This window comes from Rhizobium sp. PRIMUS64 (genome assembly GCF_023006465.1).
GTDB classification, from domain to species: domain Bacteria; phylum Pseudomonadota; class Alphaproteobacteria; order Rhizobiales; family Rhizobiaceae; genus Rhizobium; species Rhizobium leguminosarum.
The window spans coordinates 148,515-160,880 of record NZ_JALBGX010000001.1 but is presented as its reverse complement, the minus strand read 5'-3'; the positions used below and the strand labels follow the sequence as shown (position 1 = coordinate 160,880).

Genomic DNA, 12,366 nt, shown 5'->3' with positions numbered 1-12,366 from the left:
CCGTTATTTGGAGGAAATGCCCCAGATCGCGAAGAGGTAACGTCTGACCGCGAAGATGAAGACAACCGAGGGAAGGATGAGCATCAGGCCCCCGGCAAAACGGTAATGCATCGGGCTTTCCGACAGCACGGTCAGCAGGTAGGCGGTCAGCGTGCGGTTGCGCACCGTCAGCACCGAGGCGGCAAAGACCTCGTTCCACGAGATGACGAAGGCAAAGACCGCGGTTGCGACGATGCCGGGCAGCGCCAAGGGTGCCACCACCTTGAAGAAGGCCTGGATGCGGGTGCAGCCGAACACCCAGGCGGCTTCCTCCAACTCCTTGGGCACGCCGAGGAAAATGCCCTGCGTAACGAGTGCCGCGAAAGGCAGCGCCAGGACGGTATGGATGAGACCGACGCCGACGATCGTGTCATAGAGGCCGAGCCGGATGAAGGAGACCGTCAGCGGCAATGCCAGGATTGCCAGCGGGAAGGCGCGGGTCAGCAGCACCAGGAGGCGGTAGCTGTCCTTGCCGCGGAAATCATAGCGGGCGAGCGCATAACCGGCCGGCGCGCCGAGCAGGATCGAAAGCGCCACCGTAATGCCGGCTGCCCCCAGCGAATTGAGGAAGGACTGGACGACGCCTTCGGTCTTTAGGAAGAGAATGAAGGGCTCCAGCGATATGCCAGTGGGAAGACCGGTCTTCGGCCAGATATAGACGCCTTGGCGACCGCCAAGTGCGCCGAGTGCCACCAGATAGATCGGCACCAGCACCCAGGCGCAAAGCGCTGCGATGCCGCTCCAGAGAAGCCAACGGCGTGAAGAGACGAAGCCGGCCGCTTTGGGTGTGTCTGCGGCCGTGCTGATGGTGTCCGTGGTCATGGCAGGCGCTCCGGATCGACTTTCAAGGCCTTCAGATAGATGAGCGTGGCGGCAAGCGAGATGATCATGATCAGCACCGCATAGGCGGCAGCGACGCTGTAGTTCTGGTTCTGGTTCTGCCAGTTGTAGGCCTCGCCGACGAGGACCGGGAAATTGCGTCCGCCGAGCGCATAGACCACCGCGAAGACTTCGAAGGCGAGCACGGTGCGCAGGATCAGCGCCGATTGTAGAGCCGGGCGGATCAGCGGCAGGGTGATGCGCCAGAAGCGCGTCCACGGGCCAGCACCGAAGATCTCGGCGGCTTCTTTGAATTCCTTCGGCACCTGGTTGAGACCGGCGACGATGATGACCATCACGATGGCCGTGCCGCGCCAGATTTCGGCAACCGCAATTGCAATGAAGAGCGCGACCGGCGTCTGGTAGGAAAGCCAGCTCGCTTGCCTGCCGATGATGCCGAGGCCGAAGAGCAGCGAATTCAGATAGCCGGTATTTTGCAGGATCGACAGCCAGACGAGACCGGCGGCGAGATCGGAAATGCCGAGCGGGATCGTCCAGATCCACAGGATCGTCTCGCGCCCGCGGCCGACCTTGGCGACCATGGTGCCCATAGCAAGCGCAATGGCGATCTGCACCGGCACGACAGCGATCGTCAGCAGGAAGGTGTTCTTCACCGAGCGGGTGAAATTGATGTCGGTGACCATCCGCTCGGCATTATCAAGCGACAGCACACCATTATCCGAAACCGCCAGCCAGATTGTCTGCACCAGCGGCACGACGAAGAGCAGCGCCAGAAAGGCGACGGATGGCAGGATCAGCAGATAGGGGATCCAGGGTCGGCTATTGGTCATCGGCTCCCGCCTTGACGAGCAGAGTGGTGAAGGAGCGCCCGGGCATTTCGCCCGGACGCGTCTCGGGCGGATTTATTCGACCGGGCAGGGGCCGTCGCTCTTGGCATCGGGCGCCCAGCAGGCAGCTTTCGTGTCGGTCATCAGCTTGGCCATCGTGGCACCCTGGGTCTTCAGCACGTCTGCAACGGGCTCGTTCTGCAGCACGATGCGCTGGAAACTGTCCATGTAGACCTTGTTAAACTCGCCGCCCTTGTCGCCGAGGCCGACCGGGAGCAGCGAGATGACGGCGTCCTTGGAAGCCTGGGTGGCGGTGACCGCACCGGCGAGAAGGGCAACGCCCGCGTCGAGATCCGGCGGCAGCTTGACGTTCAGGGTCGGGAAGAAGCCGACCTTGGAGGCGGTCAGGAGCTGCGTGTCCGGCATAGACAGATGCTCGATGATCTTTTCTGCGCCGGCCTTGTCAGGCGCGCCCTTCGGAATGGCGAGACCAGCAACGACTGGCATGTAGCCGCGGCCCTTGGGACCGGCGGGAGCGGGGAAGACCACATAATCATCCGGTGCGGCAGAAATGGCATTCTTCAGCCGGGCGATATGATCCCAGGCGACCATGACTTCGCCGGCAGCGAGCGGCTCCTGCATGAAGTCGTAGCTGGTCGAATTCGGTGTCACATAGGCCCACAACGCCTTCAGCTTCTCCCAGCCAGCAGCCGCATCGGCACTCTGGAAGGTGCGCACGACACCCCCCGTGAAGGACGGATAGAAATAGCCCTGGAAATAACGCGCCATCAGCCCTTTCGGGCCGGCCGGGAAACCGATCTGCGGCTGGCCCGTCGCCTCCTGCATATTCTTGCCCCACTCGATCAACTGATCGTAGTTCAGCGCGTTCACGTCGGCGCCATCAGGCAGGTATTGCAGCGCTTCCTTTTTGGCAGCCATCACATAGGTCGCCTGCATCCAGGGGATATACTGCTGGGTCGGCTTGCCGAGCTTGCCGAGGTCGAGCAGCGACTGCGGCATGCCGCTCGCTGCCAGCTTCTTGGCGAGATCGTCGAGTGGCTCGAGCGTGTCCTTGTCGGCAAGCGGCGAGAGCTCGCCATGTAGCGCACCGACGAGGCTGACGGTGCGCTTGCCGGCCTGACGTTCGGCCTCCATGCGGACAGCAAATTGCGGCGGCTCCTCGACCACGTAATCAACCGAGCCGACATCCTTCAACAGCTCCTCGCGGACGACGGTCGCCTCTTCGATCGGGCGAAGCTGGGTGGACACGAAAACCGTCTGGGCAAGCACCGGCGAGGCGAAGGCCAGCACGGTGGAAGCCAGAATTCCAAATGACATGATATGTTTCATCTTCTCCTCCTTCATTGTTCTTTGTTTGAGATGCACTTCTGTCTATGCCGCCTTGGCGGGACGGCGATGGCTGTCGCGATCGACGAATTCGATCGCGTGAAGTTCCTGGAGTTCTTCGGCGGGCTCTCCGGCAATGGCGCGCAACAGCAGCGAGGCGAAGCTCGCGCCGAGGTTTTCGCCGGTCATGCGCATGGTCGAGAGCGGGGGGCTGGTGAAGGCGCCCATCGGCAGATCGTCATGGCCGACAATGCTGATCTGGTTGCCGCCATCGACCTCGCGCAGCGCCCTCAGCGCCCCGATCGCCATTTCGTCGGTGGCACAGACGAGTGCGGTCGGACGCGATGGTTGGCGCAGAAGTTCCAGCGCCGCGAGGTAGCCGCCCTGTTCCAACGGCGCACCTTCGGCGCAGAGGTCGGTCGCAAGGCCGCATTCCTCCATCGCCGCCCGCCAGCCACGGCAGCGGTCATGCGCGAAATAATATTCCTGCGGGCCGGCGATATGGCCGATACGGCGGTGGCCGGCGGCATGGAAGCGCAGCGTCGCGGCTCGGAAGCCAGCAAAGCCGTCGCCGTCGATATAGGGATGGGGCAGCAGGCTTTCGGTGCGGCCGTTGGTGACGAAGGGAATGCCACGCGACTGCAGAAATTCGACGCGCTCGTCCTTCCGTTTGGTGCGGACGAGAAGCATGGCGTCGACGCGGCGGCCATCGACGAAGCGGCGGCAGATGTCGAGTTCGCTCTCGCCGCGCGGCACCGGTGCAATCACCAGATTGAGGCCGGCAGCGGCAAGATGTTCGGCACAGCCGGACAACATATCGAGGAAATGCGGAGGGCCGATATGGCCAGGATCGCTTGGCAGCGTGACGGCAACCAGCTCGGCGCGCTGCCTGCGGAGGCGACGGGCCGAAGCATTCGGCCGGTAGCCAACCTTGTCGGCAGCCTCGCGCACCCGTTCTCGCGTGGCGGCCGACACATCGGCGTAACCGTCGAGCGCACGCGACACCGTGGTGATCGACAGTCCCAGCGATTGCGCAAGCTGTTTGAGATTGGCCAAGATCGTCCTCCCGAAGTGAGAAAAAGATTCTCCAAAACGTTTTGGGAGTCAAGCCAAAACGTTTTGGATTCGTGCAGATGTCGCACGCATGATCTTTCAAGACGAGCAGAGACGTCACAGAGATATGCGAAGGGGCGGGTCTTTTCAGCGCAGCCTAGGCGGGACCACTATCTTGTGTATCTGGATACGCTCGGGAAGTTCGCAAAGTAGCTCCGCGTCCCGCTCCCGATGCGGCGGGGATAACCGAAGTCTTGCTTTGGGCAGGGAGGTGGCTTCGAATTAGCTCTCGCTCAATCGGTAAGCTTGAGGGTTGCCGTAAACTGCGTTCCTTCCAGGCGATTGTATCTCGCCTCGCCATGCAGTTGATTTACGAAGGCTTTAATCAGCCGCGTCCCCATCCCGGCGCTGTCCGATCGGCCATCGAATCCAATCCCGTCGTCGGCGACGGTCAGTTGGGATTCCTCTCCTTCAGTCGCGTGCAGCATGACGCGAATATTTCCGGATGCCCGGCCGTCGAAGGCGTATTTCATGCTGTTGGCAATCAACTCGTTGAGCAGGAGGGCAAACGGCGTTGCCTTGTCGGCCGCAATCACGATGTCGTCGATTTCAAAGTCAACGGAAACGGCGCGACCATGGACGTCTACGAGCGTCCTAACGAATGATGGAATGAATTCCCGAGCAGATATTCCGCTAAACTGGTCGAAGCCGTACATCTGCTCGTGAACTGCGGACATCGCAGAGATGCGCTCGTTTAATTTTTGAACGGCTTCCGGTTCAAAACCCTGCAAGCGCAGCAGGGCCATCACCGTCTGCAGGTTGTTCTTCACTCGATGGTGTATCTCGCGCATGAGCGTTTCATTCGATCGCAACGCATCCGCAAGCTGCCTGGTGTGCAATGTGTCCACCTTGATGAGGTTCTGAATCCACAATGCAGCTGCCAAAGCCCCGACGAGGGCGAAAGCGACCAATAAAGCCGCGATTTTGGCATCCTCCCAAAAGGGCTGCATGATTACGTTGATATCTGCCGAAGCAATGGCCACAAAAGGGGTGCGTTCGAGGATTCGGTATGCGACCAGGCGATCTTCATTGTCGACTGGCGACACGGAGCGATATGTGCCTGATGTCGCCTTCCTCATATAGTCGGTAAACAGCTTGTGGTTTCGCATATCGACTGGTCCGGCGGGTTCCGGGTATCGGGCGATAAGTTGCCCGTCGCGCCTGATGAGGCCGACAATCGAGTTCTCGCCTATCGCGACCGCGTCCCATATTGGCCTTAGGATGCTCGCGTCGAAGGCAATCACGGCGGCGCCAGCGAACACGCCATTGCGTTCGAGCCTGCGGCTGAAGACGAATATCTGCCGCTGGGAAAGGCGGCTGATGATCAGCGGGGATGTATATTCGTCAGCGCCGTTTCTCAACCGAACGAAGTAGTCGCGGTCCGTAACGTTGATCGGCTTGATATCGCGATCGTTCGAAAAGAGCGTTTTTCCATCTGCCCCGATGACATAGGCGGTCGCCTGAGGAGGAAGGTCATAGACGGCAGCGTCGAGATCGCGCACCCGATCGGGGCCGGGCAAAGATGTACTCGGCCCCAGAGCATCATCAATTCGGTGCAGGGTCTCCCGAGCAAGGGAATTCAACCAATTCGCGTTCGCTGCAACGATTTTGGAAGCGGCGCTGACACGCTCATCGCCCCGGCGAACAGCTGTCTCGTAACTGGATATGAGCCAGATCGACAGGAGGGTGGTGAATGACAGGAACATCAGCGCGATGATCGCGAGCGATGCTTTGCCTACGGAGCCAACGTATTTATCGCCACCGATCATCTTTTTGGGCCAATTTCCATAGTGCGGCGACGGCCAGACGGGGACATTGCAACGCATTCCGAACCATATCCGATAAGCTGATTTCTGACTCTCGAAAATTATGCAGTGCTCACTACTCGGCGTCCTCAAAAGTACGACTGAGGATTGTATGTTCACAGTCACCTTTAGAGAATGACCGCGACATTCGGTCAATCCCACTCCGTTCGAGAAGGAGATCCGAATGATGGATAAAACCTTTCGCACGCGAGGCTCGGCACGACGGGGTTCTTAACTGATCATCGGCGTCTATTCGATCAAAATCTAATCAACCGCGTAACCTGATCTGAAAGTCGGTTTGCTAGGGAGGGTCTCCTTCCGGGAAGTGACGTCATGATCCTTGAGTTGCAGAATGCCATTCTGGAAATGATTGCCAAAGGGGAACCGCTGGCAGCAACGATGGAGCAACTTTGCCTCGAGGTTGAGGCCGCCGTTCCTGGGATCATCGCTTCGGTGCTGACGTTCGACGGGAGCCGTCTTCACACACTCGCTGGACCTTCCCTACCGCCTCACTATTCAGCGGCTGTCGACAATCTTGAGGCCAGTCCTCTTGCGGGCTCCTGTGGCGCTGCTGCCTATTTCGGTGAAGCGGTCATTGTCACCGATATCGAGACTGATCCTCGTTGGCAGGACTTCAAGTCCCTGGTCCTTCCACTGGGATTGAAGGCTTGCTGGTCCAGCCCGATCAAGCGTGGCGAGCAGGTGATTGGTAGTTTCGCCTTCTACTATCGAGACCACCGCGGTCCGAAGGCCATCGAACGGGACCTCGTCGACGCCTGTGTCCATCTCTGCATAATCGCCATCGATCGCGAAGAACGTGTAATGGAACGTCAGCGGCTGACATACAGCGACGCTTTAACAGGGCTGTCGAATCGCGCTCGTTTCAACCAGCTTCTAGCCGAAGAGCTGCCTCGATCCCGGCGCGCCTGGGGCATCTTGCTGGTGGACATCGACAACTTGAAACTCGTGAACGACACGTTCGGGCACGCAGCCGGCGACGCATTGATTCAAGTGGTTGCAGACCGGATCGCCGCGACAGCAGGCCCCAAAAACACGTTTAGGCTCGGTGGAGATGAGTTTGCTGTCATTGTGTCGGACGACAAGGACCTTGATCTGAATGTCAGGGCAACCGACATTTTGAAAGCACTGTCCTCTCCGTCAACCTGCGACGGTCATGTCGTCTTTCCCGCCGCGACGATTGGCGGTGCGCTGGCTGAGATGGAACCAAACCCTAACCAGATCCGCCAGAACGCCGATGTGGCGCTCTATCATGCGAAAGAACACAATCGCGGCCGGTACGTGCAACACTATCCCGGCCTGGGCACCGCCCTGACCCGACGCTTCAGGGCGGTTCGCGATGTGGGCGTCGCCCTGGAAGAGGATCGGATCGACGCGCATTACCAGCCGATATTGCGCCTGGATACTCGCGAAATTGTCGGTTTCGAAGCCTTGTGTCGAATGACCACGCCTTCCGGCGAAATCATAGCCGCAGCGCATTTCCATGAGGCCACGAAAGACGCCCATATTGCTGCTGAGCTGACACAACGGATGTTACTGAGGGTTGCAAGGGACATCCGGAGCTGGCTCGCCCGAGGCCTTCCTCTTCAACATGTCGGCATCAACCTGTCTGCCGCAGATTTTCGTGGCGGTAATCTGCAAGACAGGCTGTGCCGCATTTTCGGGGAAGCGGAGGTTCCTCTTAAGCACATCATCCTCGAAGTAACGGAATCGGTTTACCTCGGACAACGGGACTATGTTGTGGCGGAGGAGATAAAGGCTCTTCGGTCCAAGGGCTTACGGGTTGCCCTCGACGACTTTGGCACGGGCTACGCGTCTTTGACCCATCTGCTGACGGTGCCGGTCGACATCATCAAGATCGACAAGTCCTTCATCGATCGCATGGTGCCCGGCGACGCAGGAACTTTCATCGTTGAAGGCCTGATCGGAATAGCTGACAAGCTGGGAATCCGGGTTGTCGCAGAGGGGATTGAGACAGAATCCCAAGCTGCTCAGTTGAGCCAGCTCGGCTGCAAGCTTGGACAGGGCTACCTCTTTTCGAAAGCAGTCGATCGAACGGCTGCCGCAGCCATTTTAGAGCAGCATGGACAATGGCCCAACAAAGACAAGACCCGTGCCGGAGCCCGATAGCCTCCCTGGGCGAGGTTTCGCGCTCGGGCAAGGCCCGATACCTGAGACAACACATGAGTACCAAGATCATTTTGAACGGATCAGAGATGCGAAAACGGATACATGTCAGCCAATTGCGGGTCGGAATGTATGTCGAGGACGTCGAGATTGAGGGGGAAGACAGGACACGCCGGTTCAAGCCGTTCCTGATCTCGGCGGCCGGTCAGGTCGAGAGTTTGATGGCAAGCCGCCTGATGACGGTCGTGATCGACGTCCGAAAAGGCGCGGATGTCGACCCGGGTGCGACACAGGACATCGACCGGGCTGCGTTTGACGCCCAGCTTCGTGCCGTGTTTTCGGCGAAGGATATCAAGCAGGCGAGGGAATGCGTAGAGGATACGAGACCGCAGATCCGCCAAATGCTTGCCCACGCCAGGATCAAAGCCTCTTTTGCCAGCGATGCGGCAAGCTCGGCTGTGGAGCGGATCATGTCGGCAGCCTTCGACAATGCCGGTGCGCTGATCGCAGTTGCGAAGCTGAAGGAAAAAGATGAGCTGACGTTTCTCCACTCGCTGGCGGTTAGCGCACTGATGATCACCCTGGGGCGCAGCCTCGGTCATGGAGAAGAGGAGGTACGGGTCCTGGGACTGGGTGGACTGGTTCACGATCTGGGAAAAATGGCGCTGCCGGACGAAATTTTGACGAAACCCGGTAAACTGACGGCCGAGGAAATGGATCTTGTGCGCGGGCATCCTCAGCGAGGATATGAGCTGGTTTCTCATGTCGCGCATGTTCCCAAGCAGGTGCTCGACATTTGTCGCTACCACCACGAAAAGTTCGATGGCTCTGGCTATCCTGGTCGGCTCGCCGGAAAGAAGATCCCTTACGTAGCCCGGCTTGCGGCGATTTGTGACGTTTACGAAGCGTTGACCACAATCAGGCCGTATAAGCGCGCCTTCTCGCAAGCGGAGGCAATCAACATGATGATGAATTCGCCGGGCCATTTCGACAGCCAGCTTCTTTCCGCATTTGTATCAAAAATGGTGATCAGCGGCACGCTCCACTAGAGCCGTCAGTTGCCGGACGGCGCGTCGCACCGGCCAAACGTCAATTGCAACTCCGCTCCGGATCGGCGGTCACTTCGGCAGCAGAGGCCAAGGGCACAGGAGCGATCTCCACCCCGTCGGTTCGAATATCATCAAGGCGAACATTGATGGCCATATCTTATTCGGGAGGCGACGTTCGAAACTACGAGAAGTTCTCCAGCACAGCCAAGAACGTATGCCGATCACCGTGTCCTTCGGTGAGCCGCACGCGGCCCTCGATATCGGCCAGGTGATGGTCCATTAGTTGCTGAGCCTTCGCCAGGTCCTTGGCCTTCAGCGCCGCCACGATCATTCGGTGGTGGTCTGCGCCGCAGTCGTCCTTACGCTCTTCTTCGTACAAGGACATGACGAGGGACAGGCGAGCGACGATCTTCGAGAGCATCTCCGTCAAGACAGGATTTCCGGCGGTTTCGGCGAGTACGATATGAAATTTCCCAGACAGAACCGTCTTGGACTTCTCATCACCATGGTGATGGATGTGCTCTTCTTCGTCGGTCAGTTTTTGCAGGGCATCGAGTTGTTCGGCCGTTGCCCGTGCAATAACGAGTTCCAGCAGAAGTCCTTCAAGTTTTCGGCGGGCTTCGAACAGGTTATTGGCCTGGGCAATGCTGGGTTCGGCAACAAAAGTGCCGCGGTTTCTCTTTCGCTCCAGGAGGTGATCACTTTCGAGAACACCGAGCGCGCCGCGTACGACCGTGCGGCTAACGCCAAAATGCTCCGCGATCGCCTCCTCCAGGATTTTCGTGCCCGGCTTTAAGGCGCCTTCACCGATAGCTGCCGCCAGCGTGGCGCGAATGCGCTCGGAGACGTCGTCGTTGTTGTCGGCGCTATCGGCCGCCCCATTGGACGCGGGCGGCGTCTTTACGTTTTGGCGGCGCGTCTTCCTTATTGCCTTCACCACTTCAAGCCTCGGTATGTTTTGCGTGTCCAGTTACTCGTGCACCGAATATCCATTCGTTGTAATTATTTCTATAAGAATGTTTCTGCGCAACCACTGGATTTTGATAGAAATCCCCTGTGAGGGCGCCGACGAAAATTTCCGCCCGCGCGCTGTCTTCAAAGGCTAGGCTGCCTTTTGTTCTTTTGCCGGCGGGGACAAGGCAATACCCGTTTCGGCGCAAATAGCCTCGATGTGGCGGGCCGACTGCTTGATGAAAACAATCGCCTCATTGAAGCCGTAGGATTGCGTCTGATAGGTCGGGTAGCCGTAGCAGCGGCTCTCATAAGCTTCCCAGTCGAGAACCGCTCCGGAGGCGACCCGCTTTTCATAGGCATCCACCATCGCCATGTAGGCCGCAAGCTCATCCGCCGTCAGGTCCGGGTGGCCAGCTCGCCAGACCGGATCCTCGATCTCGATGCACTGCCGCGGATTAGCCTTGCGAGGCTTGTCGGCGACAGACTGGGCGACTTCCAGCGACAGGTTCAGCGTGGGGTTAGCGTCCGCAAGAATGGGAAGGATCGCGGCGAAATCAACTATGCCGCCGCCGCAGGGCCGGGTCTGAAAATCGAGACCGCCGGGGGCGCGACCGACATAGGCATCCTTGACATGGGTCTGGCGCACATAGGGCGACAGACGCTTGGCGGCAAACACCGGATGCTCGGCTCGCTGCAGTCCGTTTGCCGTATCGAAGACGACGCCGACGCAGTCGGAGCCGACCGCCTCGATCAGCCTCAGGATCTCGAAGGAGGTGATCTCGTCATGGGTTTCAATGTTGATATGCGTGCCGTTTGCGCGGGCAACGGGGGCTATCTTCTGCAGCACCTTTTCGATGGCGATAAGTTGGTCTTCCCAGCTGATATCCGTGCGGAAGCGGTCATTGGCCAGCCGCCCGCGATAAACCGACTTGAAGTTACCAGGTGAAACCCAGAGCTCACGGCAGTCGATTGCTGCACTCGCCTCGATCATCCGTGTAAAGCCAGCGATGATGTCGCCATCGCCGATTGCTCGCAGTTCCGGCGCTTCGGCGCTGCAATAGGGATTGATCTTGCCGATGCCGCTTTCGAGATAAAGGCCGAGCTCGTCGGCCTTGGCGCGGATCTCCCGCAGCAAACCGCCATCGAGATCCGGGCTCATGTCGAGGACAGTGCTAAAGAAGATGCCCGCCAGACCCAATTCCTTGACATGGTCGAGACTTGCCAGCGGGCCACGCTTCTTCGCTTCGGGCAGCTTCAGCCCGTCGATACCCAATTTCATTTCAAGCTCCTTTACTGTTTCCTGATCGGATCGCTTCCATGGCGATCTTTGGTGTTGGGCGTTCGGTGAAATTAAAGGCAGCCGACGCTACCGGCCGCGCCTCCTGACACGGGGCCTCTCCGCCGAGCTTCAGCCCTTCGGAACGAGGCTTTGTTCGAGGAAATGCTGGCCGATCGATGCGATGCTGGTGATTGCGAGGTACCAGATCGAGGCTACGAACAGCAGTTCGATCACCAGGAAGTTCCGGGCGTAGATCGCCTGTGCCTGGGTCAGCAGATCCTGCATCCCGATAACGGAGACGATGGCGCTCGCCTTTAGCATGCCGATCGCCTGATTGCCGGTTGGCGGTACGATGAGCCGGGCTGCCTGCGGCAGGATAACGGCCCGCAATGTCTGCACCGGCTTCAATCCCAGCGCGGATGCCGCATCCCGCTGGCCGCGATCGACCGCGACCAGGCCACCGCGTATGATCTCCGACATGTTGGCGGCTTCATGCAGCCCGAGTGCGAGAAAGCCAGCCAGGGCCGGCGTCACCAGATCGTTGATCGAAATGGTGAAGCTTCCCATCCCGACCTGCGGGATGAAGAGGGCGATGTTGAACCAGAAGAAGATCTGGACAATGAGCGGGACGCCGCGAAACCACCAGACGAAGCCGGCGGCGATCGCCTTCAGGACCAGGTTCTGACTCGTCGCCATCAGTGCCAGCAGGCATCCGAGCACGATGCCGAACACCATGGCGCCTGCCGTCAGTTCAAGCGTCAACAGCACGCCGCGCAGGATCGAAGGATCCACGAGATAGCGAGGGATCTCCGACCACTGGATACTCTGGCTCTGCCCGACGACGAGCGCGAAGAAGGCCAGCGCTGAAATCGCGATGGCACCGGTTGCGATCTGGCCCCAACGCATCGGTCTTCCGACCGATGGCGCAAGGGTAAGCGAAATTGGTGACGCTTGAAACTGGGCCATCG

Annotated in this window: 10 protein-coding genes; 2 read left to right on the top strand and 8 right to left on the bottom strand. The window is 59.3% G+C overall.

From position 1 onward, the window contains the following. Positions 1-3: 3 nt before the first annotated feature. The 5 genes from MOV76_RS00760 to MOV76_RS00740 form a co-directional block, all read right to left on the bottom strand. Positions 4-861, bottom strand: a complete 858-nt coding sequence (locus MOV76_RS00760) for a carbohydrate ABC transporter permease (RefSeq protein WP_018245615.1) — start codon at positions 859-861, stop codon at positions 4-6. Continuing rightward, a complete protein-coding gene (locus tag MOV76_RS00755) occupies positions 858-1,709 on the bottom strand; it encodes a carbohydrate ABC transporter permease (RefSeq protein WP_018245616.1) in 852 nt (283 codons plus the stop codon). The genes MOV76_RS00760 and MOV76_RS00755 overlap by 4 nt, the downstream gene beginning before the upstream one ends. A 72-nt stretch (positions 1,710-1,781) precedes the next feature. Beyond that, positions 1,782-3,056, bottom strand: a complete 1,275-nt coding sequence (locus tag MOV76_RS00750) for an ABC transporter substrate-binding protein (protein WP_032983656.1) — start codon at positions 3,054-3,056, stop codon at positions 1,782-1,784. 42 nt (positions 3,057-3,098) lie between these two features. After that, the gene (locus MOV76_RS00745) at positions 3,099-4,109 is read right to left on the bottom strand and encodes a LacI family DNA-binding transcriptional regulator (protein WP_047619946.1); all 1,011 of its coding nucleotides are present in this window, start codon (positions 4,107-4,109) and stop codon (positions 3,099-3,101) included. A 290-nt stretch (positions 4,110-4,399) separates the two neighbouring features. Further along, complete coding sequence (locus MOV76_RS00740) at positions 4,400-5,935, bottom strand: sensor histidine kinase (protein ID WP_018245619.1); 1,536 nt, start codon at positions 5,933-5,935, stop codon at positions 4,400-4,402. A gap of 369 nt (positions 5,936-6,304) precedes the next feature. Here MOV76_RS00740 and MOV76_RS00735 point away from each other — a divergent pair, with 369 nt between their 5' ends. Both MOV76_RS00735 and MOV76_RS00730 read left to right on the top strand, forming a co-directional pair. Next, positions 6,305-8,119: a bifunctional diguanylate cyclase/phosphodiesterase gene (locus MOV76_RS00735; RefSeq protein ID WP_247263582.1), complete on the top strand. Its 1,815-nt coding sequence runs from the start codon at positions 6,305-6,307 to the stop codon at positions 8,117-8,119. An 86-nt stretch (positions 8,120-8,205) separates the two neighbouring features. Next, positions 8,206-9,165, top strand: a complete 960-nt coding sequence (locus MOV76_RS00730) for an HD-GYP domain-containing protein (protein WP_309506022.1) — start codon at positions 8,206-8,208, stop codon at positions 9,163-9,165. Between the two features lie 181 nt (positions 9,166-9,346). On the opposite strand, the gene MOV76_RS00725 is transcribed toward MOV76_RS00730, so the two are convergent. The 3 genes from MOV76_RS00725 to MOV76_RS00715 form a co-directional block, all read right to left on the bottom strand. Further along, a complete protein-coding gene (locus MOV76_RS00725) occupies positions 9,347-10,093 on the bottom strand; it encodes a GntR family transcriptional regulator (protein WP_026188695.1) in 747 nt (248 codons plus the stop codon). A gap of 174 nt (positions 10,094-10,267) precedes the next feature. Next, entirely contained in the window at positions 10,268-11,398 is a 1,131-nt protein-coding gene (locus MOV76_RS00720) for a sugar phosphate isomerase/epimerase family protein (RefSeq protein WP_247263581.1), read from the bottom strand. Between the two features lie 129 nt (positions 11,399-11,527). Further along, a complete protein-coding gene (locus tag MOV76_RS00715) occupies positions 11,528-12,364 on the bottom strand; it encodes an amino acid ABC transporter permease (RefSeq protein WP_247263580.1) in 837 nt (278 codons plus the stop codon). Positions 12,365-12,366 lie beyond the last annotated feature (2 nt).